This window comes from Geobacillus sp. PLS 41 (assembly GCF_056494105.1).
In genome coordinates this window covers 1,042,513-1,067,844 of record NZ_CM151395.1, presented here as the reverse complement: position 1 = coordinate 1,067,844, position 25,332 = coordinate 1,042,513, and the positions used below count along the sequence as shown (strand labels likewise).

The window sequence follows — 25,332 nt, the reverse complement described above, 5'->3', positions numbered from 1 at the left end:
TCTTATCCCCCCATCCCTCGAGTCATCATGATCGGTCGGACGCGCGGCCATACGCGCGCCGCGATGACCGAACAAACGGCGCAAAGCACGAGATCTCCCGGCACCGGGAGAAGAAAGCCGAACCATAGCGTTTGGCCGATGGAAAGCGGAGCCCCCGCGATCCATTTCATCGCTATGTACAGCCACGCGCAGCCAAACACATACACGACCAACAATGCCGCTGCATTCGCCATCAATATGTCTCTCGCTCTTGTCCATTGAAAGCGGCGGACAAGCAAGCCGCACGTATACGCCCCGGCGATGAAACCGAGCAAATAGCCAAACGTCGGCTTCCAAATATAACCGAGCCCGCCTCCTTCCGCAAACACGGGCGCGCCCGCCAGCCCAATCAAGACATATAGAAGTTGGCTAAGCGCTCCGATTTTTGGGCCAAGCAGACAGCCGGCCAAGTACACCGCCGCGATTTGCAGCGTAAACGGCACATACGGCACCGGAATTTTGATCCACCCACCAACAGCCGTCAACGCGGCAAAAAATGCCGCCCAAACAAAGGAATGGATTCGCACATCTTCCCTCCTCTCCAAATATTTGTTTCTATTGTGCCTGATGTGTTTTTTATTTGTCAACTTTATTTTTATATAGGTTTACATTTAGACAAAAAATATGGAGCCCCCTAACACAGCAGGACTCCTTTTTTGGCGCGGCTCATTTCTCAAACAGACGGCGGAAGCAGTGGCCAACGCTCACCCTTCATCCTCCCACAAGTTAAGCAGGTTCATCCGTTCGCCGTCCGTTTTCGGCATCGCCAGCGATCCACTCTGCCTCTCCTCCTTTTCCAACAACGACGACAATAAGCGCACCGCCTCCGCAATATGCCTTCCTTTGTTCAACATGATGCATTGCGCCTGTTTTCCAACAAAAACATCCGAGATTTCCGCGCGCGACGGAATTCCCTTTTTCGCCATTTGTTCAAGCACTTGCGTCGCCCAAATGACCGGGATGTGAGCCGCCCGGCATAGCGCCAAAACGTCGTTCTGTGCGGCCGCAAGATGTTCAAATCCAATCTCCAGGGCCAAATCGCCGCGCGCAATCATCACACCAAACGCCGGAAACTTCAATCCCTCAAGCAAGATGCGAACGAAGTTATGAAGCGCCGCCCGCGTTTCGATTTTCGCGATCACCGGGAGAGAACCAGCCCCTTGTTCGGCAAGCAAATGATAAAGCTTTCGCAGGTCATGAGGGGCCTGAACAAACGACAGCCCGACGATATCCGCCCATCTCGCGATGAACGGAATCCATTCAAGGTCGCGGTCGGTGAGCGGCGGAACCGTCAAATGGAGAAACGAATCGGGAAGATGGATGCCCGTTCCTTGCTTAATCGCTTTTCGCTTTCCGCCATCGGCAACGACTTTGGCCTCTACATGCCGCTCGTGCACTTTCACGACCCGCGCTGCAATTTGGCCGTCGTTCAAATAAAGGCGGTCTCCCGCCCGCACATTGCGCCACGCTTTCGCCAACGTCGTCGTCATTTTCACACCGCATCCATTCTGCGCCTGTGCAAACGCAGCGTCATCGAAATAAATATACAGCGGTGTACCGACCGTGACAAACGCTTTCATTGGAATGAACAAAACAGAACATAGAGTGAAGGAAGCCGACCCGCGCCGCAGTTTCATCCCTTTTTGCACATAGGCCGTCCGCGAAAGAAGAACTTTAAAACAAGACGGCGCGATTTGTTCCGTGACCCGAAGTTTTCGTTTTTTTCCGCGCACATCGGTAAACAGCAGTTCATCCCCTTCTTCGACGGTCGCTCCGTCCTCAGCCGTCAACTGCCACAAGAATGAAACATCGCGGGGGAGCGGAGACGGCGGCGGGGAAGAAGAGAAGGAAATGAGGCCGAAGAGCGGCTCCATTGGCTCTCCATATAGATTTTTCTTCACAGAGAGCTTCATCGGCCCCGCGTTGACCACCAAGCGGTCGACCCGGATTTTTGGCCCCGGCAGATCCATGTAAATGCGGCATCGCCTCCCCTGCAGCTGTTGCTCCAACTGCTTCTCGGCTTGACGAATGATGGCCACGAGCGCCTCCCACGTTTCTGGAGAACCGTAGGCGCAGTTGATGCGGGCAATGTCCATGCCATAAAGAAGCAGCCGCTCGATCAGCCCCGGCTCATCCACCCATGCCTCGTCCATCGTCACCATAATGCGTGTCGGCCGAACAGAACTTGGGCTTCCGAACACTGCCTCCGCCCGTTTATGAAGCAACTGTTTCGCTTCCTTTCTTGTCATCTTTCGAAGCTCCCATCCGCCATCAACCCGCGTGCGCAAATAGGCCAAAACTTGTTCGATCGCGTCGATGAGATGAGCCTCTTGCCCCTCGAGCCGCCATCCGGCGTCTTCCATCGCTTCATGCAAATCCGACGGCATATGCTCCCTCATATATAAGTAAGCAAGCAACTGATCCCGGCTCTCTTCATGGGATGGAAGAGGAAAATACTTCTGCTTTTGTCCCACCCACTCCGCCATCCCTCGGTAAAAAGCGGCCAAGCGGGCGCCCAAATCTCGTTTGTCGTGCATCAGCGGCACCAACCCTTGTGAAAAATGCGGTTTTACTTTTATATATTCGCCGCCACCCCAAATGAGGACAGAAAAAAACCGGCGCCATTCGCCGGTTGAATACGACAGAAACAGGAAATCGTTTTTAGCGATATGATTTTTGAACCACAATTTTCGTCCCGCATTGGCAAAGCAGTGAGTGTTTCAGCCGCCGCAACGGCTGGCCGCACTGTTCACAAACGGCCGGTTTATTCACGCGTTTCCTCCCCTTTGCTGCGTGTTTGGTATCTATTATACGCCCATAATTATTTAAAGTAAATATAAAATGATAGCAATTATAAATAAAAAGCAGATCATTTGGACCCTTTTTCCATTTGTGATAAAGTAATGAATGATAGTGCCAATATTCAAAACAAGGAGGCGGTCACGATGTACGACATCGCCATCATCGGCGCTGGACCGGCGGGAGCGAGCGCTGCGATCTTCGCCGCCAAAGCGGGAAAGAAAACAGTGTTGTTTGACAGCGACAAAGGCATGACCAAGCGCGCTTGGGTGGAAAACCATTACGGTGTTCCGGAAATCAGCGGCCCGGAATTGGTCGAAACAGGAAAACGGCAAGCCGCGAAATTCGGCGCGGAATTGGTGGAAACGCAAGTGACAGACGTGCAAAAAACGGACGGCGGCTTCCGCCTCGAAACGGAAAACGGCTCCTTTGAGGCGAAACACGTCATTTTCGCCACCGGCGTCGCCACGGATCTGGCGGAAAAAATCGGCCTGCGCACCAAACCGGGCACGGAGCCGCGCATTAAAACGGTGATTGACGTCGACGCCAATGGCAAAACGAACATCGACGGCATTTGGGCGGCGGGGACGGTGGCCGGCGTCAGCGTTCATACGATCATCACAGCGGGTGACGGGGCGAAAGTCGCCATCAACGTCATCAGCGAACTGAACGGCGAACGGTACGTTGATCACGATGTATTGAAAAAATAACAACGAAGGTGTCCCAAACAGCGGGACACCTTTTCTAATAGCGCCATGGAAACGGCCGGGACGCAAGATGACGGGCTGAACCGCCTGTTGCGTCGTCCCCGCATCGACATAGCGGCCCCGATCCATCCAAGGGCGCTTATTGTCCAATGCTCCGGTACTTCCCTTCAAAAAACAAGAGCGGGTCGCCCGGTTCGTCTTTCATCAAAATATCGGTCACTTCCCCAAAGTAAAGCGTATGATCGCCGGCCACGTACGTGCTGTGGACGTTGCATAAAATATTCGCCAACGCCTCCGGCAAAATCGGATGGCCGTTCACCCAATCAAACGAAACATGGCGTTCTTCTTTCAACTGGCCGGCAAACAAGCGCGACAACTCCTCTTGATCGCGCCGCAAAATGTTGACGGCAAATTTCCCCGTTTGCTTGACAATGTCATGCATTCGCGCTTTGTGACCAATGGAGACGACGACAAGTTTCGGGTCGAGCGAAACGGACATAAACGCGTTCGCCGTCATTCCTTTCGCTTCCCCTTGAAATTCGGTCGTCACGACCGTCACGCCGGTCGCAAATTTTCCCATGGCTCTGCGAAATGTACGATCATCCATACGGTTCTCCCATCCTTCCCTTTTCGTCATCCAGCAGCCCTACGCCTTCAGCTGGCGGTTGGACGGCTTCCCTTCTTGATGTTTCCACACGACGGGCGCTTCGTCCGACATCTTGCCTCTATGGCTGAGACCCATTCATGCCGAAATGAGGGTCAAATCTACCCCCATCATAGCAGAAATAGAGGAAAGAAACAACGACGATATACGGCTGTCATCGGCGGCCCGCCGCTCCAAGGTACGCCTCTGCCACCCGCTCATCGGCAAGCAGCTCGGCGGCCTTCCCGTGCACCACGATGCTTCCCCGTTCCAACACATACGCCTCATCCGCTGTCTGCAGGGCGGCACGCACGTTTTGCTCGACAAGAATCATGGCCGTCTGAAATTGATCGCAGAGCTGTGTCAGCATCCCCATCACTTCCTTGACCACAAGCGGCGCCAGCCCTAACGATGGTTCGTCAAGCAAGAGCAGCTTCGGTCTCGCCATCAGCCCGCGGGCGATCGCCAGCATTTGCTGTTCGCCGCCGCTTAATAGTCCTCCCGGACGGTCGAGCATCGTTTGCAGTTTCGGGAACAGTTCAAGCACCCGCTCATAGTCGCGCTTCACTTCCTGTCCGTCGCGGCGGTGGCGGCGGTACGCCCCCAGCAGCAAGTTATCCCTCACGGACAGGCTGTCAAAAATTTGCCGCCTCTCCGGCACAAGGCAAATGCCTTTTTCAACAATTTGCTCCACCTTTCCGTATGGAAGCGGTTTATGTTCAAAAAGAATCTCCCCTTCGGTTGGAGCGTAGACGCCGGCAATCGTGCCGAGCAGCGTGCTTTTGCCCGCCCCGTTGGCGCCGACAACAGTGACGATTTTTCCTTCGTCCACTTGCAAACTGACCCCTTTTAACACGTGCAAATGGCCGTGGTAGACATGAACGTTGCGAAGCACGAGCATCAGACCGCCTCCTCTCCCAAATACGCCTTGATGACATCAGGATGCCGCGCAATCTCTTCCGGCGCCCCTTCGGCGATTTTTTTCCCATAATCGAGGACGACGATCCGGTCGGCGATCGCCATCACCGTTTCCATATCATGTTCCACGAACAAAAAGGTAAAGCCTTGTTCCCTCATCGCCAGCAACACATCAACGAGCTGCTTTGATTCTTGCGGGTTCAGCCCGGCCATCGGCTCGTCAAGCAAAATGAGCGAAGGACGAGACACAGCCGCCCGAGCGATTTCCACGAGCCGCTGCATCCCATATGGCAGCGTGCCTGCCCGCTCACAGGCGAGATGGGCCAAACCGACCTGCTCGAGGCAGGAAAACGCCTGTTTCTGCGCTTGCCTTTCTTCTTTCACCGTACGCGGCAGCCGAAAGCCGGCGCTGAGGATTCCGCTCTTCAACCGTGAATGAAATCCGACCATCACATTTTCCAACACCGTCATATCAGAAAACAGCTGCAAGTTTTGAAACGTCCTTGTCATTCCCAGCATCGCCAACTCGTGCGGTTGTTTGCCGCTGACCATGGCTCCTTGAAAACGAACGAGACCACTCGTCGGCGGAATAATGCCGCTGATCATATTGAACAAGGTCGTTTTGCCTGCCCCGTTCGGCCCGATCACCGCGACGATTTCTTCTTTTTTCACGTGAAAGGACACGTTCTGCACCGCCTGAACGCCGCCAAATGACTTGGACAATTGCTCCACTTCGAGCAACACTGCGCTCATCCCCGCTCCCCTCCGATCGAACGCGCCTTATGCCCCTCAACTGCGGCTATCTGCTTCTCTTGACGTCCGCCCATTTCCAAAAAGCGCCGCATCCTCTTTTGCATCACACCCGTCAACCCGTTCGGCATATAAATCAACATGACCACCAACAACAAGCCAAAAAAGACAATTTCAAACTCTCCGCCGGCATTCGGAAGCAACAGCGGGACAACGGCTTTGAGCCATTCTCCTAAGCAGACATAGACGGCAGCGCCGATGAGTCCTCCCCATACGCTGGCTGTCCCGCCAATGACCACCATGATTAAAAAGTAAATCGAAGGGACGATGCCGAATAAATCCGGATTGATAAACGTGACGTAATGGGCGTATAAGCTCCCGGCAATCGAAGCGTAGACCGCGCTGAGCATAAACATTTGCAGCTTGTATTTCATAATGTTCACCCCAAGGGAGCTTGCTGCCACCTCGCTTCCATGAATCGCCCGCAGCGCCCTTCCGACCCGGGAGCGGACAATATTATGGGCAAACCATAACCCGGCCAGAACAAACAACGAAACGAGGTAGTAAAACTGGAGATCGCTTTGCAACGGAACCCCGGCTATACGGATCGGCGGAATGCCAAAAAAACCATTCAGCCCTCCCGTGATCTCTTTCCATTCCTTGAAAAATGTAAACATAATGACGCCAAAGCCTAACGTCGCCAACGCCAAATAATGCTCACGCAGCCGAAAAACTGGGATGCCGACCACAAGCGCCACCAATGCAGCCAAAACCGCGCCGGCAGCCAGCGCCAGCCAGGACGGCCATCCCGCATGCGCGGTCAAATAGGCGGACGCATAAGCCCCGATGCCGTAAAACGCCGCCTGGCCGAGCGAAATTTGGCCCGCATACCCCATCAACAGCGTCATCCCTGTGCTCACGAGCGCGTACAGCCCGATGAGAATCAGAGTGCTTAGCACGTAGTTATTGCCGAAGACGAGCCAAGGGAGACCGAGCCAGACGGCTGCGCCAACAAGCAAGAGCCATCGTTTCCGTCCATCCGTCATTCGTTGACCGTGCTCCATCCATCCGCCCCCCTTACACTCGTTTTCCTGTCATCTTGGCAAACAACCCGTTTGGCATGAAAAACAGAACAAGCAATAGCAGCCCGAAGCTGATCGCTTCTTTGTACCCCGAGGACAAGTATCCTTCCGCAAATGATTCAAGCAGCCCGACGAGAAACGCACCGGCGATCGCCGCCGGGGCGTTCGTCAATCCCCCGACAACAGCGGCAATAAACGCCTTCAGCCCGATCATCATTCCCATATCATAAGACGCGCCCGAAATCGGGGCGATGACGATTCCCGCCAGCGCTCCAAGACCGGCGCTGACGGCAATCGCGCCAAGCGACATTTTGCGGATGTCAATCCCCATCAACCGAGCGGCAAACGGATTGATGACACAGGCCGCCACCGCCTTGCCGATGTACGTTCGGTGAAAAAACAGATGCAAGGCGGCAAAACTTGCGAGCGAAATGACGATCGCCCAGACGCTTTGCCATTGGATGACCGCTCCAAACACCTCAAGCGCCCCATGGCCCGTAAAGAGGCGCAGCGCGTACGGATCCGTCCCCCAAACAAGCAAGGCGATCCCGCGGAATACAAACGACGCCCCGATCGTAATGATAATGAGCACCGCGACAGGCGAACGGCGCGCCGGCTGAATCGCCAGCCGCTCAAACAGCCCACCGACGACCATCACCGCAAGCATGCTCAAACCGATGGCCGCGGCAAACGGCACTCCGTTATTGACCAACGTAATGCAAAACAACGCCCCCAACATAGCGAAATCGCCTTGAGCCAAATTTAAAATGCCGGTCACGCTGTACGTAATGACAAACCCGATCGCCACCAACGCGTAAATGCTGCCGACCGTCAGCCCGGAAAACAACAGCTGCACAAACTGGCTCCACGCTTCCATGCCCCGTCCCTCCTTCAACGGTTAGGTGGAACAAAAGGGAATTAGCGACCTCATTCCCTGTTTACTGCTCGGCAAGGACAAACTTGCCGTCTTGAATTTGCACCATCACCAAACTGTCGGCGTCAAGCCCTGTATGGTCGTCTTTCGACATATGGAAGACGCCCGAAATGCCGATAAATTTTCTTGTATTCTCCAGAACCGACCGTATTTTCTCTTGATCCGCGCCGCCCTCCTTGATCGCATTGACCAATAAATGGAACGCATCCCACGCATGTCCGCCAAACGTTGTCGGGGCATAGCCGTACGCTTTCTCAAACTGTTCTTTGTATTTTAGCAGCGTTTCTTTTTGCGGGTCGCTGTCCGGAAGCTGATCGGCCACTAAAATGCGCCCGGCAGGGAACCATACGCCGTTGGCCGCCTCCCCGGCCAAGTCGATAAAGCTTTTCGTGCCGATGCCGTGGCTTTCCACAATCGGCGCCTCAATGCCCAACTGGCGGATGTTTTTCGTGACGACCGCCGATTCCTGCGCCGTTCCCCATACGATAATGGCTTGCGGATTCGCTTTTTTCACCTTTGTCAACATCGCTTTCGCGTCATCGACCGTCGCCTCAAATTCCTCTTCGATGACGGCTTTCACCCCATATTCCGGGGCATAATGCACAAACTCTTCATGCCCGCTTGTTCCGTATGCATTGGCGACGTTCAGCCAAGCGACGTTCGTCCATCCTTTTTCCTTTAAAAAACCAAGCAGCTTCTGAATGACGATATTGTCCCCTTGAGCGGTTTTAAATGTCCAATGACGCGAGGATCCATCGCTTGGGTTGACGATTTGTTTGCTTGCGGCGAGGGAAATGTACGGAATGCCTGCTTTTTCAATGAGTGGAATCATGGCTAAGGAGTTGCCGCTGATCGTGCCGCCGATGATGGCCGTCACTTTGTCTTGTTCGATGAGTTTTTTCGTGGATAATACGGCCTCGTTTTGGTTGGACTTGTCATCATAGGCAATCAGCTTAATTTTCTTTCCATCAATGCCGCCTTGCTTGTTCCATTGCTCAACGAGCATTTTGACCGTCTCCATCTCCGGTTTGCCAAGCGGGGCCGCCCCGCCGGAAGCCGAAAAAAATGGCGCCAATTTTGATTTCATCCTCTCCTCCCGATGTCGCCGTCTTCCCACAGGAGGCAAGGAAAATGAGCAACAATGCCGCCATCAATAGAGACATTCCTTTTTTCATCTTTTTTGCCCCCTTTTATATTGACAACGCTTTCAAATCATCGTTCTCCCGCCAGGCCTCCACCCGGCGGAAGAAGATCAGCGCCGCCGCTTAAACGCTTCGGCGGTGTTGATTTTGTGTTGACGAACGTATTGTTCGATTTCATGCGGCGGCGCCTGTTCACGCAACAGACGGATGATCTCTCGATGTTCTTCGATCGATGCTTTCGCCCGCTGCGGCACAAAGGTGAAGCCGTAGGCGCGGATGCGCTTCATCCGCTGCCAAATTTGCTTGATTTGCTCTTCAAGATAGGCGTTGCCGCAATGGGCGTAAATCAGAGAGTGAAATTCATAGTTCAGCTCGCTGAACCGTTCCAGCTCCAGCTCTTCAAGCGCCCGCTCCATCCGCTCGTTTACTTGCTCAAGCCGATCGATCGCCTCCTTTGTCAAATGGGGGGAGCCGAGCGCGGTCGCATAGCCTTCCAGCACAGCCAACACCGACAGCGTCTCGATATATTCTTTCTCGTTGATGTTGCTCACAACGGCGCCTGTATACGGCTTAAATTCGACAAGCCCTTCCGCCTCGAGCTGGCGGATCGCCTCGCGCACCGGGATGCTGCTGAGTCCAAGCTCGCGGGCGATTTGGTCGATGACGACGCGGTATCCCGGGCCATAGACGCCGTTTTCAATGCGGGAAAGAATATACTCGTAAGCCAATTGGGTTTTGTTTTTCGCTTTCGTTTCCATACATCTATCATATATCACATAATATATGTTGACCAGCTGTTATTTCTGTTCTGCAGACAAAGCGGAAGGCGGCTTCGCCTTGCCGAACGAAGGGATCGGCGGGTCGCCGACCGCGACGTGGACGACTTGCACTTCCGTATAGAAATCAAAGCTGTAATGCCCACCTTCGCGGCCGATGCCGCTGTATTTCGTCCCGCCAAACGGGATGCGCAAATCGCGGACGTTCGGCGAGTTGACCCACGCCATCCCGCTTTCGATCGCTTGGGCGACGCGGTGGCCGCGCTTCATATCGTTCGTCCAGACGTATGCCGCCAGCCCGTATTTCACATCGTTCGCCAGCCGGATCGCCTCTTCTTCATCCGCAAAGGACATGACCGCCATGACCGGTCCGAAAATCTCTTCCTGCGCCACCCTCATGCCGTTATGGCAACCAAGCAGCAACGTTGGCGGCACAAAATTGCCTTTTTCCAACCCTGTTGGAACGCTGGGGGCATAGACGTCCGCCCCTTCTTGCTTGGCGATGTCAATATAGCGGTTCACCCGCTCCCAGTGAGCACGGTGAATGAGCGGGCCAAGCTCGGTCGCTGGAGCCATGGGATCGCCGATGACGATGCGGTCGACGCGCTCTTTGAGCCGAGCGACAAATTCGTCGTAAATCGACTGCTCGAGCAGCAGCCGCGAGTTGGCCGTGCACCGTTCGCCATTGAGCGAAAACACGCCCCAAACCGCCGCATCGAGCGCCCGTTCGAGATCCGCATCGGCGAACACAATGAGCGGCGACTTGCCGCCGAGCTCCATCGATGTTTTTTTCAACGTTGCGGCGCTGTTGCGGATAATTTCCATGCCGGTCGTCGTCTCGCCGGTAAACGAGATGAGGCGCACATCCGGGTGGGCAACCAATGCGGCGCCCGCCGTTTCGCCAAACCCGTGCACGACGTTGAACACCCCGCGAGGCAGCCCGGCTTCATCGATGATTTCCGCCAGTTTATTCGCCGTCAACGGCGACCATTCGGCCGGCTTCAAGACAACGGTGTTGCCGGTCGCCAGCGCGGGAGCCACCTTCCACGTTTCCAGCATAAACGGCGTATTCCACGGCGTAATGAGCCCGGCGACGCCGACTGGTTTATAAACGGTATAGTTTAAAAACTGACCATTCACATGGTACGCCTCGCCGACAAGGCGCGTCTTCACCATTTCCGCGTAAAAGCGGAAGTTTTCCGCCGCGCGGGCGGCTTGCTTTTTCGCCTGGCTGATCGGAATGCCGGTGTCAAGCGCCTCTAAATAGGCGATGTCGTCCGCATACTGCTCAATCAAGTCAGCAATGCGGAAAAGGTAACGAAGGCGCCGTTCGACCGGCATTGTCCGCCACGGCCCGTGATCAAACGCCTCCTTCGCCGCCCGGACCGCTGCGTCGATGTCTTCTTTCCGCCCCTCGGCTATCTGGTTGATCGTCCCGTTCGTAAACGGATTGATGTTGTCGAAATACGCACCGGCTGCCCCTTCCACAAACTGCCCATTGATATAATGAAGCACTTTTGGTTGCACTGCCATTCGTTTCCCCTCCCGCTATGTCCGATAACGCGCATGAATGTTGTTGTGTTTATACGTCCCCGCCTCGCTGAATTCATACAGCTCAAGCGACAGCGCCAAATAGCGTTTGGCGAACAGCGGGGCGAAATGGTCTTTCATCACGGCAAACAGCTCGTCGCCGACTTCTTTTTTCACCTGTTCCGGACGCCCGGCGCCGATTTTCAGCGTCCCGTGCACAAACGCATCGTCTTCGGCCCCATCAGCCACATAATACTCGTCAAGCCGAATGGCGCGCGAGCGGATGCCGCCGACGGGAAACCAATCGCTCCGCTTGATCAGCACGCGGTGAATTTTTTCAAGCAAGCCGCGAATATCGGCCTCTTCGCCGATATTGGCCGTGTATTCCAAAATAAAGTGCGGCATCATTCCTCCTCCTTTGGCTAGACGATGTAATTGATCAGCCGGCCGATGCGTTCGATTTCGGCCACGACTTCATCGCCGGGCTGGACGTTCACCGCCCCTTTCGGCGTGCCGGTCAAAATCACGTCGCCAGGCGCGAGCGTCATGAATTCGGTGATGTACTCAAGCAAATACGGGATCGAAAAAATCATATCGCCCGTATATCCTTCCTGCACAACCGCCCCATTGACATACGTCCGCAAACGAAGCGCCATCGGATCGCCGACTTCCTCATGGCTGACGATCCACGGGCCTAGCGGCGTCGTCCGGTCGCGGTTTTTGACGCGGAAATTCGGCCGGTAGTAATTTTCCAAGTAGTCGCGAACAGCGTAATCGTTGGCAATCGTGTAACCGAAAATGTAATCGTACGCCCGTTCCGCTTTCACCCGGCTGGCCGGGCGGCCGATGACGACCGCGAGCTCGCATTCATAATGCATCATGTTGACCCCCTCCGGGCGAACGGTTCGGCCGCGATGGCCGATGAGCGTATTTTTCCCTTTGAAAAATAAAAGCGGCTCTTTCGGCGCAACAAAAGACAATTCGCCGGCATGCTCGGCATAATTCAATCCAAGCGCCACGATCACTCCCGGCTCCACCGGGGGAAGCCACATCACTTCAAGCTCCCCGACGATCGTTCCGTCCGGCAGGCGGAGGCGGCCATCGTCGAGCGGCTCGGCTTCGGTCACGATTCCGTTCCAGGCCACACGCGCCCGCCTCATCATTCATCGCCTCCTTGTTCCAGGGCGATTTCATTTTCCAACACACCGATCCTTTCGATTTCGATGCGCACCACATCTCCTGCTGTAACAAGCGGCGCATCGGCCGGCCAGCTGAAAAACAGCACATCGCCTGGGTAAAGGGTCATAAATTCGGTCACCTCAGCAAGCCATTGTTCGACTGGAAGGCGAAAGCGGCTCGGGTCTGCACGCTGGACGAGGCGCCCGTTGACGTATACGCGTGCGGTCAAGGATGACAGCGGCGACGCTTCCTCTTTCGGCACAATCCACGGGCCGACTGGGGCGAACCCGTCGCGCGCCTGCTCCTTCACCGCCGGGCGGTGCCGCTGCTCGTGTGGAATCGACAGATCATTCACGATCGTATAGCCGAATACAAAATCGAGCGCCTGCTCGCGCCGCACGCGCGCCGCCGTCCGCCCGATCACCAGCCCGAGCGCCGGAGCAGCCTGAAGATGCTTCACCCAACGAGGCAGAAGCACCGGACGCCGATGGGCGTTGATGGTGTTTGCCGGCTTCATATACAGCACCGGGCCTTCCGGCGGCTTTTCATACGGCGGGGCGTTCATCTCTTTTGACAGCGCCGCCCACTCCTTTCCATCATTCAGCGCCACCCCGTACATCGCCCCGTCAACAGGCGCGTCCCATTCCAATTCATCAATGCGGTGCGTCTGCCCGCCAAACGACACCGTCCCGCCGTGCGGATCCGCCTTTGCCTCAATCGTCCGCCTCATGCCGGCCAGACGCAAGCGCACATTCGCCATCATGTATCCTCCTCATCTGTATCGATGCCATTTGAAGCTTTACCATTTGCAGCTTTTACCGAGCATTTGATCGCGCTTTGGCGTGACGGAGGCAAGCCTGCGGCTTGCCTTCGACAGTCAAAAATGGATGAGCCACTTTTCCGTCAAGGATATGTTAAACGATTTCGTTGCATCTAATATGCCTGTTGCCAGGCGTGTTGATGAACCAATCAAAACCAGTTGAGAAAGCACTGTTCCCGGCTTTTCTGCCGCCGTCGGCAAGCGGTTCGCTTGCCGACGGAGCGTGCAGCTGCATGGCGCTCTGTTTTCGGGAAGCAACGGATCATCAACACTCGTGATCGGTTGCACGCGCTTGTTTTATGTCGCTTTTTGCATTTCTTCGTCCTGCGTCTCTTCAGCCAGCAAGCCGTATTTGACGAGCGTGCGGCGGATTTGCTGCTGATGCTCTTCGCTTGGCAAATCGAGCGGCAGCCGGAGCTTCGGGGTGATTTTCCCCATCATCCCGAGCGCCGCTTTCACCGGACCTGGATTCGTTTCAATGAACAGCACATCATTGAGCTCCATCAGTTCAAAATGAAGATCTTGCGCCCGCTTGATGTCGCCTTCAAACCAAGCGTCGTGCAGCTCGGCCACTTTATGCGGCACGACGTTCGCCGTCGCGCTGATCGATCCGGCGCCGCCGATCGCCAGCATCGGATAGCACAAAAGCTCGATGCCGGAAAAGAGAAGGAAATCGCGCCCGCAATGCCACAACACCCGGTTGACATGCTCGAAGTCTTTGTTCGACTCTTTCACGCCGATAATGTTCGGACAATCTTCGGCCAGCCGCGCCAACGTTTTGACTTCCAAATTGACCGCCGTCCGCCCCGGAATGTTGTAGACGATGATCGGAATGTCGACCGCCTCGGCCACCGCCTTAAAATGTTTATACAGCGCCTGCTGGGACGGACGGTTGTAATACGGGACGATGACCATCGCGGCATCGGCCCCAATCTCTTGCGCAAATTTGGTCAGCTCGATCGTTTCCGCATGGTTGGTCGAGCCCGTCCCCGGCACGAACGGCACCCGACCCGCCACCGCTTTTTTCGCCGTTTCCATCACCTGTTTTCGCTCTTCAAGCGTCAGCGAGCTCGGCTCTCCCGACGTTCCCGTGACGGAAATGCCGTGCGTGCCGCTTTCAATATGCCAATCGATGAGCGCGGCGAGCGCCGCAAAATCAACGTTTCCTTCCTCATCAAACGGCGTGACGACCGGCGCGATCGAGCCGCGCAGCCGTTCTTTCGCCTCGTGGTATGCCATCCCCTTGCCCCCTATTGGCTTTATTTTTCTGAATCTTATTTATATTGTACACACTATCATATATGAAATCAACGATAAAATCATATATAATCATGATCCCGAAAACCGAGCAGAAGGGCTGCGGTCTTTTTCTAAATCAGGAAGGTCGGTTTCCGCTTCGCCAATGTTGGTTCGTTCGGCTCGACCGGTTGGCCGCTGTGAACGTCAAGAACGACAGACGCCTCTTCAAACCAGCTGTCCGGCGCCGCATGGCCCCAGAACGTTTGACGGCGCGGATCATCCAAATCCCAGCGGATCGGCGGAAAATCGGGGTCGCTCGTCAAATAATCGCCGTTATACAGCTCAATTCGGTGGCCATCCGGGTCGCGCAAATAGACAAAGAAGGCGTTCGACAATCCGTGGCGGCCCGGCCCGCGTTCAATGTTCGGCGCATATCCGGCCGCCGCCAGCACATCGCACGCATGGATCAGGCTGAGCGGGTCCGGCAGCCAAAACCCGATATGGTGAAGGCGCGGCCCTTTTCCGTTCATCAGCGCCAAATCGTGGACGTTTTGCTTCCGGTGCAGCCATGCAGCCCAAAGTTTCCCATCCTCTGTTTCCGTATACTCCGAGCAGGCAAAGCCCAAACCATGGACATAAAAGTCGTACGCGTTCTTTACATCTCTAACCGCGCAGTTGAAATGATCGATGCGCTGCACGCGGGCGCCGCGGTGCAAGTCATACCGCTGCAAAAGCCGCTCTGTTTTCTCCATCTGGGCAAAAAACTCAAGCGGCAGCCCGGACGGATCTTGAACGCGAAATGCCCGACCGACGGCGCGCTGGCTCCCGTCTTCCAGCCATTTCGGCTGCAGCGTTTGCGCCGCAAACCATTCATAAAGCGCTTCCAATTCCTGCTCGGAACCGACTTTGTAGCCAAGCGCCTCGACCGCGGGGCGGGGCGCCTTTTTCAATAGAAGGCTATGATGATGATATTCTTCAAGTCCACGCAAATACAAATGGCTCTCATCCGCTTCCGTCACGACAAACCCAAGCACCCGTTCGTAAAAATCGCGGGCGGCGGCCAAATCGGTCACATGCAGCACCGCGCGGGCGCAGCGAATAATGGAAAATGTCATCATCCTTCTCCCCTTTCGAAAAATCCAACTCAATTTGCACTGTCACCGCTGGCTGTCGGAAGGAATGAACACGCTTTTGGCGCCGCGCAGAAATTCGCGTACAAACTGTTTATACGGCTCTTTTTCGTAGCCGTCAAAATACGCCATCCCCATCCGAACGGGATCTCCGAAAAAGTAATATTCGTAATGCGTCTGTCGGGCTCCGAACGCGCTCATCGTGAGATCCCAGGCGAGACGGAACAGCTGGACGCGTTCATAGCCGTCCACCGTCGCCCCTTGCATCGCGCGGCGGACGATATCTCCAATTTCTTCATGATGGAAATCGGCTTCAGTCGGAATCGCCATCAACCCCGATGCTCCTAAAATGCGGATGATCTCCGAAAGCCGTGGATAAATGCGCGGATACCAGTTGCGTGCGGCATCGAGCGCGGCAAAATCCGGCGTCATCGTTCCCCAGCGGTCTCGCTTCGCATTGTGCTCAGCCCGGTACAGGTGGCTCTTCATCGTCTCGAGGACGAGCATGATTTCCGCCCCTTTATCTTTCACATGCTGGAATTCGCCGATGCCGATTGCTTCGATCAGACAAAGCGTGACACCGAGCAAAAACTCCGTTTTGACGATGTTTTTCGCCACCACTTGATGGGACATATGAATGACCGCGTTCGTCTCACGGAACGTCCGGTTGCAAATCGATGAATTGCCGCAAACAAACACGCGCTCCCACGGCACAAACACGTTTTCAAACGAAACGATGGCATCGCCCTCTTCAAAGCGGGACGCCAGCGGATGGTCCCACGCACTCCGCCCGTAGTCAAACGCCTCGCGGCAAATGAACTTGACGCCCGGCGTATTGTTCGGAATGGCAAAGGCGAGCGCGTACGGGTCTTCACCAGCTGTCGATTTTTTCACGGTTGATGGAAACACTAAAATTTCGTCCGTAATCCCGCCTTGCGTCGCCAACAGACGGATGCCGCTGACGATGATCCCGTCTTTTCGCCGTTCCACCAAATGGAGCGGCACATCGGCATCGTTTTGTTCATGAAGCGCCTTGGCGCGATTCATTTGCGGATGGATGAGCGTGTGCGTCAAGCTGATGTCGTTTTCACGCGCGTACTCATAGTAGTTTTTCGCGTTTTCGGCAAACATCGGATCATCTTCGGCAAATAGATCATTGGCGACGCCCATGGCCATGACTTCCGCGTTTAAATAATCGGGAGAACGGCCCATCATCCCCGCCGACATACGCGCCCATTCTTGCGTCGCCTCGCGGCGGGCGATGAGCTCGTCAATGGTTGTCGGCTGAATGAACGTCATGCCGACGAACTGCCCGGTTGTCGGCGACCGGTACAACATTTTCTCCGGCTTTTCATATTGCCGGTCGTAAAGCGCCGCCATCGAACGGACGACGTTGCGGAACGCCGGATGAACAGTGACATCCTCAACTTTTTCCCCGTGGATGTACACGCTGCTTTTCGCCCGCTTGAGCCGCTCCATATACTCCTGACCTGTTTTGGCCGGCATTTTCATTCCCCCCGTTTTCACGTATAATAGATAAGGAAGCGCTATCATTCAGAATGTTCAAAATTAATATAACATATGATTTCATATATGAAAAATACAAAAATGATCAACCATCCTATACGAAAAAGATATGGAAGCAAGAGAGGAGTCACGGCCATGATCGATGTGAAGCAGCTGAAATACTTCGTCACGATTGCCGAAGAGGGGCAAATCACCAAAGCGGCGCAAAAGCTTCATATCGCCCAGCCGCCGCTCAGCCAGCAGCTGAAGCAGCTCGAAGAAGAGCTCGGCGTTCCTTTATTTGACCGGAAGGCGAAAAAAATGGAGCTCACCGCACCGGGCAAAGCGTTTTACGAAAAGGCGAAACGGCTGCTCGCCCAGCTGGATGACGCCGTAGCGGAAGTAAAAGAAATCGAAGAGGGAACGGCGGGAACGCTGTCGATCGGCTGCGTCAAATCGTGCTTTTACTATTTGGCCCAAGCCATCCGTCACTTCCATGAACAAGCCCCGAACGTGACCTTTCATCTCCGTGAAGGAGATACATTTTCCATTTGCCAGCTGCTTTACGAGCGGCACATTGACATCGGCATCGTCCGCCTGCCGATCGACTCGGCTGATTACGACGTCATCCGTCTGCCCGGCGAACGTTATGTCGGCGTGCTGCCGGCGCAATGGAAAACCGGCCAAACCGCGTTATGCATGCGCGATTTTGCTGATTGGCCGCTTCTCCTTCTCCACCGGGTGCACGGCGCCGGACAGTACGAGCGGGTCATCGAGGAATGCCGCCGCCATGGTTTTGAACCGAACGTTCTATGCGAATGCCCGGACGCGACCATATTGCTCTCCCTTGTCGCCCAAGGCCTCGGGGCCACCATTGTGCCGCAATCCACTGTAGCCTTGTTTCGCCTCCCCGGCATCAAGGTGCTTGAGATCATCGACTCTTCCATGACAGCGGAAGCCGCCGCCATCCTCGACCGACAACGGTATTTGCCGAAAAGCGCCCGAACATTCCTCGACGTGCTCCAAACCGCTGCGGCCCGCGCCGCCGGCGGACAACATGAAGAAAGATAGCGATTCCTCCAATCGTGGACGCTCAAGTGAAGGGAAAAAACAACATTGGCGTCATCTCTTCGTTGCGCCGCCCTTTTTGTTCAACGACCGGCTTTCCAAAAAAATCAGGCGCCGTTGGGCGCCTCATCACAACCCTGCCGACCGCTGCAGCCGCTTGGCGATTTCGAAAAAATCTTCAGCCGAAATCCCGGGGGCGAATTCTTCCGGCACTTCGTCCAAATCGGGGATCGCCCCCCCTTGGGGCGCTCCTTCGACCACCTCGAGCGGCTGTCCATCGCTTGGATGGGTTCCTTGCCAAATGCGGACGATTTCTTTGTAATAGCGATCGCTGAACGTATAAAGCCGGCGGTGGACGCCTTGATCCTCATACTTTCTCGCCTCGTCGAACACACGGTTATCCAACTTCGGGATCGGCAGCAGTTTCGTCACATCGACCCCCGTAGCCACTTCGATCGCTTTGGCGTACGCCAAAATATGAACGCCCCCGCGCACAAGCAAGTAGCCGATCATCTCGCGGGCGGTAGGATGGTCCGTCATTTCATAGACGCGCATTTTATGCGTGCGCGCTCCGCATTCAAGGAAAAAGTTGTGAAGCAAATCCAAAATCAAGTTGCCGCTGTTGAACACGTACTCCCCCGTCCATGCCTTCCCCATCGAATCGCCGGGAAACGCCGTCTGCGCCGTCGCGATAAAATGATACGTATTGCGCTTGTCTTTCGCATCCTTCATCGGCGCTGCATCCGGATCACCCGGATGGGTGGAGCCGGTCAAGCAAAGGTTGATCGCATTGGACACGAGCTCCACATGGCCAAACTCTTCGGCGGTGATGCTCGCCACCAACTCGTAAAACGGGCGCAGCTTCTTTTTTTGCCGAAAATTGAATGACTGAAACAAATAATTGTTTAACGTCGACATTTCTCCGAAACGGCCGCCAAGCAGCTCCTGGACAGCGGCAGCCGCATTGGGGTCCGCGTACTTCGGCTTCGGCAATTCGATCGCCAGCCGGTCGATCCGCTGAAATACCACGACTCTTTTCCTCCTCTCCATTAATTGCTGAGGCGAACAGACACCACTTGCGCCAAGCGGATGTAATAAACCGCCTGATGCGCCGAGATGACGATATGGTCCGGCTTCACATCCCTCACAGTTCCTTGGATCGAACCGCGGACTGTTTCCACTACCACTTCTTTGCCGTTCAAAGCTTGGAAAGCGTGGTACACATACGGGTCAACCAGGGCAATGAGCTGCGGTGACGAAGCATGGGACGCGTAGGGCTGGTTCATTCTCATTTCCTCCCTTTTGATGCGCTGAAGAAGATTCCCTTTTTATCCATATGCCGCCCCATGCAGAACATGACAAAAAAACCCAACGTCGAGAAAAGAAAGCGGCCTGATGCTCAAGGACATTCAAGCCGCTTCCAAAGATGTTTACGCCGCTAGAAAGCGGCGAATGCTCGGAATCTTTTGCACAACAAAACGATCAAACAGCCAAATTGCGGCGAGCGACAAAGCAAATAACGGCATCACAATTCCTGCAGCGATCATGCCGCCCCACACCGTTTTCGCCGCTTGAGGGTCTTTCACCCGCGCCGGAGCGCCGAAACCGTCTTTCGGCTTGCGCTTGCGCCACATGACAAAGCCGCTGACGCACAAAAACACAAGCCCGAGGCAAAAAACGAGATTGACGAGCTGATTGGCCAGCCCAAACAACCGCCCTTCATGGAACGCGATGCCAATCGTAATCGCTTTGGCCAATGCGCCGTAGTCGGAAAAGCGGACATCGCTCAGCACCCGTCCCGAATATTGGTCAATATGCAAGGTGGCGTTATCCCACGGCTTCGTCTTCGATGTCGCAACGGTAAACACCCCTTTCGGCCCTTGCGGCAGCGAAATGGTGAACGGCTTTTTCACCTTTTTCGCCTCCGCGATCGCATACACGTCATCGAGCGACAACGAAGTCGTGTTGTGTGTATGAACAGAAGGCACCGGCAGTTGCTCGGCCGCCCATGGCACGTCTTGCGCCACGTCTTTGGTGACCACTTTCGATTCCGGCTTCGGTCCGAAGCTGAACGCAAACGGCGGATACCCGGTGTTTGTCGCCGTCGCCACGCGGTTGATGACCTCCCCCATGACCCCTGTCCACGGCATCCCTGTCACAATGAGCAGCAAAATGCCGATGCTCAACCATATGCCTGTCACTGCATGCCAATCGCGCCAAGCCAACCGTTTTTTCGCCCGCCAGCGCGGCCAAAACGTCCCGAGAACAGAGAATGATTGCCGCGGCCACCAAAGATAGAGGCCCGTGGCCAACAAAATAAAGCCCCAACAAGCCGCCAGCTCTACAAAACGGTTGGCTGCCGTTCCGCCAATCAATAGCTCGCTGTGGATTTTTTTCGCGATTTCCGTCCAATTCTCATCCGCGCGCAATGCCCCTTGAATCTCCCCGGTATACGGATTGACAAAAGCAAACACCATTTCTCCTTTGTCCATCATCCCGATTTTCACGGTCCGATTCGCTTCTTTCTCAAGCGTCACAGAGACAACGGAATCATGCGGATATTTCTCCTTGACCCGTTCCGTCAGCTCAACGAGAGACAGCCTTTTTTCCCCTACCTTGTCCACCTCGTACAAATGGCCGTACAGAGCCGATTCGATCTGCGGCTTAAACAAATAGACGGCCCCGCTCAACGCCAAAATGATCAGAAACGGCGCAAAGATGATCCCGGCATAGAAATGCCACCTCCAGACCGCCGCATACATCGGCCGCTGTTTGTCCGCCGCCTTCACCGTTTGTTCCACAGTTTTCCCCCCTGCCATGTTTTCATGTTTTTCAGTAGGCAGTATAGAACAAAACTGTGTCCAAACGGTGAGCAATCGGCGAAAATGGTGTGAAATGAAACGGCCGGACAGACCGGTCCGCCTCATCATCCGATCAACCCAAGACGCAGCGCTTTTGCCACCGCTTCCGTCCGATTTTTCGCGTTGAGTTTCCTTAAGGCGCTGGAAATGTAGTCGCGCACCGTAAATTCGCTCAAATAAAGCTGACAGGCCGCTTCCAATGTCGAGGCTCCGTCGGCGAGCAGCTTCAAAATCTCGATTTCTCTTGGCGACAAGGATTCCGCCATCCCTTCCCATTCTTTTTTTGGCGCCTTGATCCATTTCAACAGCAACTCCCCCGCGCTTTGGCCAAATTTCATCAGCGCGGGAAACAGGCGGCGGTCAACGGCAAAGAAGCGGCCCGGTCCGCGGTCGAGAACGACGCCTCCAATCATCCGCCCTTCCGTCGGCACATACACCGGAACGATCACCAGTGAGGCCAAACCGAACAAATCCACATACAGGCGCGGAAACTGTTCGCTCGCCCTCGGCACATAAATCGGACGAAAATGTCGAAATTCATGCACTTCCGCTTTCAATTTCCCCACACTTTCTTTCAACATCGGAATGCTGTCCAATTCCACGCGCAAGCGCTGAATTTGCCCATTGTCCACGCCATGCCCGTGCAGACCGATGGCTGTGCTCTCCTGATTGACAAATTGAAACAGAGCGCAGCGGCTGAAAGGAAGAAAATAGGAAAAACCAAAACAAATATGCGCCGCCGATTCCTCAAACGTCTGCGCCCGCAAAATCCATTCGTTGAACAAAATGACGGCGTCTTTCCACAAGGATTCTTTTTTCCACGAGGAATCGCGGCCGATTTTGAATGATTGCTCATTCATTTCATACAACAACCATTCATTCCATTTGAAAAACAAATACCGCACGGCTGGGTGCAGCGTAGCAGCCGCTGACGCATGCGCCTTCAACACTTGATGAACCGTATTTTCCATTAAATTTAGGGAAAATATGACCATCTCCGGATGAAACGCCGCAATGCGTTCGAGATGCCTATTCGCTGGGTGTTCGCCCCCGTACGGGAGCAATCTTGCCTGAACGAATGCGCACAGCGTGGAAAACACCTCTTGAACCCGCGCATTCCGCTTGCCAAGCGCTTCGCCGATCCGCTTCCATTCCCGGTTCACTTCCCTTTCATACTGCCGCAAAATATCCGAAGCCTCTCTCAGCAGTCGAAACAAATGATTGTGCAATTCTGTTGACAAGGCAACGCCCCCCTTTTTTGGTCGACCGTGTTCCCTCACTATTGTATTTTCGCAACGCGTGCGTTGATTCCTTCTCCCCTCTGCGACGAAGACGGGAAAAAACCCTACAAATGTAGGGATTTTATTTTATTTGAATTATTTTAATATTTAATTAAATCTATATTTAAAGCGCTTTCAATTTATGTGAAGGGGAGGAGAATGTTCATGAATATGGCCAGCCAATCACTGATTGTAGGAGGGCACACGGCGAAAAAACCGTTGCTTCTCGCCTTGCTCGGAGGATTTTTTGCCCTCACTCTTATGTTGTCCGCCTTCGGGCTGACAGGCGTCGCCTATGCCGTACCAATCAGCGGGGTCGGCGAATTCACTGTTCAGTTTGACAAGCTAAACGGCAGCGGGTTTAAAATGTACGGCGGCGTGGCGGAAGCAGGCAATGCGCCGCAGACGCCGGTCTTCGTCAATGAAATGGATAAAGCGACGATTCAAGGTCTTCGGATTTCGAAAGACTTCCCGGCCTTGGGCATTCGCGTCGTCATTGTCGCGAGCGAGCCTGTCTCCATTGACGGCCTCGTGCAAAAAGCGACGCAAATCAACGGCAACATCTCCTTCGGCAGCTTGACGATGAAAGAAAGCTATGTCGGCGATACGAGCAACCCAGTCGAGAAAGCGGCCAAAGAATTCACACAAGGAGCCGACAGCATTACGATCGAAAACGGCGATATCAAAACCGTCTACTTATTCCAGCAAAAAGTGTCGCTGCCGGGCATGAAAGTGTACTTTGAAAAACTCAACTAATTTCAGTAAGGATGAGAAACATTGGGCATCATTCGTTCTAGCTGGCAGGCGTTCGGTCGCTGGCGGAAACGCCGCCCGTTTTGGGGGGCAACGTTTCTCTTGTTATCAAGCCTTGTGATTTTATGGGTTCCGATGCAGCTATACGAAATTTCTCTCGTTCCCGGAAGCATGGTGTTCGTCGGCTTTTTCCTTGGCGGCATGGTCATGTTGATGGGGATTCTTTCCTACGCCATGCCGCGGCTATCCACCTTGCTCGGCATCATCGGTATGTTCAGTGCCATTCTGTCGATCATGGGCGCCTTGGGCGGCTTCTTAGTCGGCACGATTCTCGGCATCATCGGCGGGGCGCTTTGCATCGCCTGGCGCCCGCAATGGGCCGAAGCCGACACTCCTGCCGCTCATCGTGAAGCAGCGGCAGACAAAGAGCCATCCGCCGCAACCGACTAACAGGCGCCGATCGCTCGGCCGAACGAAGCGAAAGATTCGCTCGTTCGGCCTTCTTTTTTATCTCTTTTTCCCGATCACGAATCCATTCATCATGAACAAACGAGGCGCATATTCATATTATGGGCCCATCATCGCTGCAGAACAAGATGAAAGAAGGAGGGACCGCCATGAAACACCTTTCTCCCGAGCGACTGCACGTCACCCAGACCGCTGGAATCACCCAGCTGTCACCAGTGAACGGCCGTCTGTACACCTTAACCCACTCGGACACGACTGGCGCCTTATTCCTCACCGTCTCCCGCGCATTTGTCACTGATCAGCTCACTTCTCAACGCGATGAAGTGCTCGGTGAATGGAAACAAGCCGGGCAACAGCTAGTATTGTTTCTCTATGTATTCATTGGCAACCGGCAAATGGGCCGGCAAGAAAATGCGCGCCGGGCGAACGTATTCAAGAAAGAATTGCCGTTGGCGCTCGAAGCCATTCGCTATGGCGACCGCGCTTTTTTTCACACGTACCCGTTTTGTGATTGGTGCCCGATTTTCATTCATTTCACTTTGGAATACCCGGAGCTCAACCGGACGGAATACTACGGCACCCCGTATTTGTACCGCTGACAACCACTTCGGTGATGGGGCTATGCATCGCCGCGTTTTTGGGCAGCCGACAAATCTCTTTCTGTTTCTCAAAACTGTATAAAAATATCGGGCCAACGGTATGCGCGCATTGTAAGAATTACCCTTAAGCATTGCGCTCAAAGTGAGTGCCACTCTACATTCCCCGCCTCAATCATGATGATGTTCACCCCGTCGGTTACTATTTTAACTTTTTCAAGCGATTGAGTGGCGGAAATAAGCACTACTTCCAATATTTCATCAGCATCAAAGTCTTTAACGCAATCTGTTTCAAAATATGTTACATCTTCAAAAACAACGAATCCTTTAATCATCTGTAGATGAGCAAATTCACTAACATAAATTTACATCCAAACAAAAAAAGGCGACATGGACTCGATTCCTTGGTTAGAATAGACAAGTGCAACTCTTGGCGGCGCTAGAGCTGAGGCCGCCTCCGAAGATTCTAGGCATCCATCCTCGCGCCTAGATACACGCTGGAAGGATGCCCAAATGCCTCTTGTCCCTTTGGCATCAAGGGATGAGAGGCATTTTGTTTACTTAGTCACTGTCGAACTCGGTATACAATGCAAGGTAAAAACGCGGTGCAAAATCCGTGCAAAATTTTTTCGGATTCTATCGATTTCTTTAGGATTCCCCAAAAATGAAAAACGACCGCAAACACGGTCGTATCAAGAGGTTCACCATTTTTAATCCGAAACAGCAACATGTTGGAAATGGAGACGGTGGGAGTCGAACCCACGTCCAGAGGCATCGCCACTTAAGCATCTACGAGCGTAGTCGGTATATTTCGCTTCGCCGTCCGTTCCGCCTACCGACAGGCCTCCCGGCGGCTAGCCTGGTTCGTCTCTTCCCTCATCCTCAGGCGGCGGATTTGGGCGTAGCCCGCTTCATATGAGCCCCTCGAACGCCACGCGGGCGATGGCGGGAGGAGCTAGCTGCAGCAATTAGGCAGCTAAAGCGTAGTTTTGTTTGCCAGTTATCTTTAGGTGACGTTTTTACGAGGACGTCCCCCTCGGCTCGCCGCTTAAGCTCGACCTACCCCTGTCGAATCCGGATCGTCCCCGCGGTGGCGAAGAAAGATCGGAATA

25 protein-coding genes, 1 other RNA gene and 1 pseudogene are annotated in these 25,332 nt (G+C 54.4%); 6 read left to right on the top strand and 21 right to left on the bottom strand.

The window, feature by feature from the left end:
- Window positions 1-2: 2 nt before the first annotated feature.
- On the bottom strand, window positions 3-566 hold the full coding sequence (locus tag ACVX3G_RS05215; protein WP_011232488.1) for a biotin transporter BioY: 564 nt from the start codon (window positions 564-566) through the stop codon (window positions 3-5).
- Between the two features lie 177 nt (window positions 567-743).
- A complete protein-coding gene (locus tag ACVX3G_RS05210) occupies window positions 744-2,576 on the bottom strand; it encodes a pyruvate kinase (RefSeq protein WP_479454592.1) in 1,833 nt (610 codons plus the stop codon).
- A gap of 408 nt (window positions 2,577-2,984) precedes the next feature.
- Here ACVX3G_RS05210 and ACVX3G_RS05205 point away from each other — a divergent pair, with 408 nt between their 5' ends.
- Window positions 2,985-3,548, top strand: a complete 564-nt coding sequence (locus tag ACVX3G_RS05205) for an FAD-dependent oxidoreductase (protein WP_011232490.1) — start codon at window positions 2,985-2,987, stop codon at window positions 3,546-3,548.
- Between the two features lie 136 nt (window positions 3,549-3,684).
- On the opposite strand, the gene ACVX3G_RS05200 is transcribed toward ACVX3G_RS05205, so the two are convergent.
- The 6 genes and pseudogenes from ACVX3G_RS05200 to ACVX3G_RS05175 all read right to left on the bottom strand — a co-directional run bounded on the left by ACVX3G_RS05200 (window position 3,685) and on the right by ACVX3G_RS05175 (window position 9,047).
- The gene (locus ACVX3G_RS05200; RefSeq protein WP_011232491.1) at window positions 3,685-4,152 is read right to left on the bottom strand and encodes a flavin reductase family protein; all 468 of its coding nucleotides are present in this window, start codon (window positions 4,150-4,152) and stop codon (window positions 3,685-3,687) included.
- Window positions 4,153-4,363: 211 nt separating this feature from the next.
- Complete coding sequence (locus ACVX3G_RS05195) at window positions 4,364-5,089, bottom strand: ABC transporter ATP-binding protein (RefSeq protein ID WP_011232492.1); 726 nt, start codon at window positions 5,087-5,089, stop codon at window positions 4,364-4,366.
- Window positions 5,089-5,859 (bottom strand): ABC transporter ATP-binding protein, encoded by a 771-nt coding sequence (locus ACVX3G_RS05190; protein ID WP_479454591.1) that lies wholly within the window; start codon window positions 5,857-5,859, stop codon window positions 5,089-5,091. The genes ACVX3G_RS05195 and ACVX3G_RS05190 overlap by 1 nt, the downstream gene beginning before the upstream one ends.
- Window positions 5,856-6,920 (bottom strand): branched-chain amino acid ABC transporter permease, encoded by a 1,065-nt coding sequence (locus ACVX3G_RS05185; RefSeq protein WP_479454590.1) that lies wholly within the window; start codon window positions 6,918-6,920, stop codon window positions 5,856-5,858. The genes ACVX3G_RS05190 and ACVX3G_RS05185 overlap by 4 nt, the downstream gene beginning before the upstream one ends.
- 13 nt (window positions 6,921-6,933) lie before the next feature.
- Window positions 6,934-7,815, bottom strand: coding sequence for a branched-chain amino acid ABC transporter permease (locus tag ACVX3G_RS05180; RefSeq protein WP_021321756.1), 882 nt, complete (start codon window positions 7,813-7,815; stop codon window positions 6,934-6,936).
- A 61-nt stretch (window positions 7,816-7,876) separates the two neighbouring features.
- Window positions 7,877-9,047 (bottom strand): annotated as a pseudogene (locus ACVX3G_RS05175) (ABC transporter substrate-binding protein).
- Between ACVX3G_RS05175 and ACVX3G_RS05170 the strand changes: the two are divergent.
- On the top strand, window positions 9,004-9,141 hold the full coding sequence (locus ACVX3G_RS05170) for a hypothetical protein (protein WP_479454607.1): 138 nt from the start codon (window positions 9,004-9,006) through the stop codon (window positions 9,139-9,141). The pseudogene ACVX3G_RS05175 and the gene ACVX3G_RS05170 sit on opposite strands and share 44 nt — an antisense overlap.
- On the opposite strand, the gene ACVX3G_RS05165 is transcribed toward ACVX3G_RS05170, so the two are convergent.
- The 8 genes from ACVX3G_RS05165 to hpaB all read right to left on the bottom strand — a co-directional run bounded on the left by ACVX3G_RS05165 (window position 9,125) and on the right by hpaB (window position 17,194).
- On the bottom strand, window positions 9,125-9,772 hold the full coding sequence (locus ACVX3G_RS05165) for a GntR family transcriptional regulator (protein ID WP_021321755.1): 648 nt from the start codon (window positions 9,770-9,772) through the stop codon (window positions 9,125-9,127). The genes ACVX3G_RS05170 and ACVX3G_RS05165 overlap by 17 nt on opposite strands.
- A gap of 39 nt (window positions 9,773-9,811) precedes the next feature.
- A complete protein-coding gene (gene hpaE / locus ACVX3G_RS05160) occupies window positions 9,812-11,323 on the bottom strand; it encodes a 5-carboxymethyl-2-hydroxymuconate semialdehyde dehydrogenase (protein ID WP_011232498.1) in 1,512 nt (503 codons plus the stop codon).
- Window positions 11,324-11,338: 15 nt separating this feature from the next.
- A complete protein-coding gene (locus tag ACVX3G_RS05155) occupies window positions 11,339-11,725 on the bottom strand; it encodes a 5-carboxymethyl-2-hydroxymuconate Delta-isomerase (protein WP_021321754.1) in 387 nt (128 codons plus the stop codon).
- Between the two features lie 17 nt (window positions 11,726-11,742).
- Window positions 11,743-12,483, bottom strand: coding sequence for a fumarylacetoacetate hydrolase family protein (locus ACVX3G_RS05150; protein ID WP_011232500.1), 741 nt, complete (start codon window positions 12,481-12,483; stop codon window positions 11,743-11,745).
- Entirely contained in the window at window positions 12,480-13,259 is a 780-nt protein-coding gene (locus ACVX3G_RS05145; protein WP_479454589.1) for a fumarylacetoacetate hydrolase family protein, read from the bottom strand. The genes ACVX3G_RS05150 and ACVX3G_RS05145 overlap by 4 nt, the downstream gene beginning before the upstream one ends.
- A 357-nt stretch (window positions 13,260-13,616) precedes the next feature.
- On the bottom strand, window positions 13,617-14,558 hold the full coding sequence (gene hpaI / locus ACVX3G_RS05140; RefSeq protein ID WP_011232502.1) for a 2,4-dihydroxyhept-2-ene-1,7-dioic acid aldolase: 942 nt from the start codon (window positions 14,556-14,558) through the stop codon (window positions 13,617-13,619).
- 131 nt (window positions 14,559-14,689) lie between these two features.
- A complete protein-coding gene (gene hpaD / locus ACVX3G_RS05135) occupies window positions 14,690-15,673 on the bottom strand; it encodes a 3,4-dihydroxyphenylacetate 2,3-dioxygenase (RefSeq protein ID WP_011232503.1) in 984 nt (327 codons plus the stop codon).
- A 42-nt stretch (window positions 15,674-15,715) separates the two neighbouring features.
- Window positions 15,716-17,194, bottom strand: coding sequence for a 4-hydroxyphenylacetate 3-monooxygenase, oxygenase component (hpaB, locus tag ACVX3G_RS05130; RefSeq protein WP_021321751.1), 1,479 nt, complete (start codon window positions 17,192-17,194; stop codon window positions 15,716-15,718).
- A 156-nt stretch (window positions 17,195-17,350) separates the two neighbouring features.
- Here hpaB and ACVX3G_RS05125 point away from each other — a divergent pair, with 156 nt between their 5' ends.
- Window positions 17,351-18,265: a LysR family transcriptional regulator gene (locus tag ACVX3G_RS05125; protein ID WP_011232505.1), complete on the top strand. Its 915-nt coding sequence runs from the start codon at window positions 17,351-17,353 to the stop codon at window positions 18,263-18,265.
- A gap of 126 nt (window positions 18,266-18,391) precedes the next feature.
- On the opposite strand, the gene ACVX3G_RS05120 is transcribed toward ACVX3G_RS05125, so the two are convergent.
- The 4 genes from ACVX3G_RS05120 to ACVX3G_RS05105 form a co-directional block, all read right to left on the bottom strand.
- Entirely contained in the window at window positions 18,392-19,291 is a 900-nt protein-coding gene (locus tag ACVX3G_RS05120) for a manganese catalase family protein (RefSeq protein WP_023633694.1), read from the bottom strand.
- A 20-nt stretch (window positions 19,292-19,311) separates the two neighbouring features.
- Window positions 19,312-19,548: a YuzF family protein gene (locus ACVX3G_RS05115; protein WP_013144273.1), complete on the bottom strand. Its 237-nt coding sequence runs from the start codon at window positions 19,546-19,548 to the stop codon at window positions 19,312-19,314.
- Between the two features lie 144 nt (window positions 19,549-19,692).
- A complete protein-coding gene (locus ACVX3G_RS05110) occupies window positions 19,693-21,063 on the bottom strand; it encodes a PepSY-associated TM helix domain-containing protein (protein ID WP_014196699.1) in 1,371 nt (456 codons plus the stop codon).
- A 125-nt stretch (window positions 21,064-21,188) separates the two neighbouring features.
- On the bottom strand, window positions 21,189-22,364 hold the full coding sequence (locus ACVX3G_RS05105) for a helix-turn-helix domain-containing protein (protein WP_033026218.1): 1,176 nt from the start codon (window positions 22,362-22,364) through the stop codon (window positions 21,189-21,191).
- A gap of 204 nt (window positions 22,365-22,568) precedes the next feature.
- On the opposite strand from ACVX3G_RS05105, the gene ACVX3G_RS05100 reads away from it, so the two are divergent.
- The 3 genes from ACVX3G_RS05100 (at window position 22,569) to ACVX3G_RS05090 (ending at window position 24,223) form a co-directional block, all read left to right on the top strand.
- Entirely contained in the window at window positions 22,569-23,159 is a 591-nt protein-coding gene (locus ACVX3G_RS05100; protein ID WP_015375775.1) for a DUF6230 family protein, read from the top strand.
- A 21-nt stretch (window positions 23,160-23,180) separates the two neighbouring features.
- Window positions 23,181-23,606 carry a DUF6114 domain-containing protein gene (locus tag ACVX3G_RS05095; RefSeq protein WP_033026220.1) on the top strand — a complete coding sequence of 142 codons (426 nt, stop codon included), beginning with the start codon at window positions 23,181-23,183 and terminating at the stop codon, window positions 23,604-23,606.
- 167 nt (window positions 23,607-23,773) lie between these two features.
- Window positions 23,774-24,223, top strand: coding sequence for a staygreen family protein (locus tag ACVX3G_RS05090; RefSeq protein ID WP_033026222.1), 450 nt, complete (start codon window positions 23,774-23,776; stop codon window positions 24,221-24,223).
- A 732-nt stretch (window positions 24,224-24,955) separates the two neighbouring features.
- Here ACVX3G_RS05090 and ssrA read toward each other — a convergent pair.
- Window positions 24,956-25,307: a transfer-messenger RNA gene (gene ssrA / locus ACVX3G_RS05085) on the bottom strand.
- Between the last annotated feature and the right edge of the window lie 25 nt (window positions 25,308-25,332).

Bases quoted from the DNA above. Each gene is read 5' to 3' on its own strand.
- ACVX3G_RS05100 (WP_015375775.1), top strand. From the start codon at position 22,569: ATGAATATGGCCAGCCAATCACTGATTGTAGGAGGGCACACGGCGAAA.
- ACVX3G_RS05195 (WP_011232492.1), bottom strand. From the start codon at position 5,089: ATGCTCGTGCTTCGCAACGTTCATGTCTACCACGGCCATTTGCACGTG.
- ACVX3G_RS05155 (WP_021321754.1), bottom strand. From the start codon at position 11,725: ATGCCGCACTTTATTTTGGAATACACGGCCAATATCGGCGAAGAGGCC.
- ACVX3G_RS05090 (WP_033026222.1), top strand. From the start codon at position 23,774: ATGAAACACCTTTCTCCCGAGCGACTGCACGTCACCCAGACCGCTGGA.
- ACVX3G_RS05115 (WP_013144273.1), bottom strand. From the start codon at position 19,548: ATGAACCAGCCCTACGCGTCCCATGCTTCGTCACCGCAGCTCATTGCC.
- ACVX3G_RS05150 (WP_011232500.1), bottom strand. From the start codon at position 12,483: ATGATGAGGCGGGCGCGTGTGGCCTGGAACGGAATCGTGACCGAAGCC.
- ACVX3G_RS05165 (WP_021321755.1), bottom strand. From the start codon at position 9,772: ATGGAAACGAAAGCGAAAAACAAAACCCAATTGGCTTACGAGTATATT.
- ACVX3G_RS05200 (WP_011232491.1), bottom strand. From the start codon at position 4,152: ATGGATGATCGTACATTTCGCAGAGCCATGGGAAAATTTGCGACCGGC.
- ACVX3G_RS05170 (WP_479454607.1), top strand. From the start codon at position 9,004: ATGAGCAACAATGCCGCCATCAATAGAGACATTCCTTTTTTCATCTTT.
- hpaD (WP_011232503.1), bottom strand. From the start codon at position 15,673: ATGACATTTTCCATTATTCGCTGCGCCCGCGCGGTGCTGCATGTGACC.
- ACVX3G_RS05180 (WP_021321756.1), bottom strand. From the start codon at position 7,815: ATGGAAGCGTGGAGCCAGTTTGTGCAGCTGTTGTTTTCCGGGCTGACG.
- ACVX3G_RS05210 (WP_479454592.1), bottom strand. From the start codon at position 2,576: ATGCACGACAAACGAGATTTGGGCGCCCGCTTGGCCGCTTTTTACCGA.
- ACVX3G_RS05145 (WP_479454589.1), bottom strand. From the start codon at position 13,259: ATGGCGAATGTGCGCTTGCGTCTGGCCGGCATGAGGCGGACGATTGAG.
- ACVX3G_RS05125 (WP_011232505.1), top strand. From the start codon at position 17,351: ATGATCGATGTGAAGCAGCTGAAATACTTCGTCACGATTGCCGAAGAG.
- hpaI (WP_011232502.1), bottom strand. From the start codon at position 14,558: ATGGCATACCACGAGGCGAAAGAACGGCTGCGCGGCTCGATCGCGCCG.
- ACVX3G_RS05190 (WP_479454591.1), bottom strand. From the start codon at position 5,859: ATGAGCGCAGTGTTGCTCGAAGTGGAGCAATTGTCCAAGTCATTTGGC.
- ACVX3G_RS05185 (WP_479454590.1), bottom strand. From the start codon at position 6,920: ATGGAGCACGGTCAACGAATGACGGATGGACGGAAACGATGGCTCTTG.
- ACVX3G_RS05205 (WP_011232490.1), top strand. From the start codon at position 2,985: ATGTACGACATCGCCATCATCGGCGCTGGACCGGCGGGAGCGAGCGCT.
- hpaE (WP_011232498.1), bottom strand. From the start codon at position 11,323: ATGGCAGTGCAACCAAAAGTGCTTCATTATATCAATGGGCAGTTTGTG.
- hpaB (WP_021321751.1), bottom strand. From the start codon at position 17,194: ATGCCGGCCAAAACAGGTCAGGAGTATATGGAGCGGCTCAAGCGGGCG.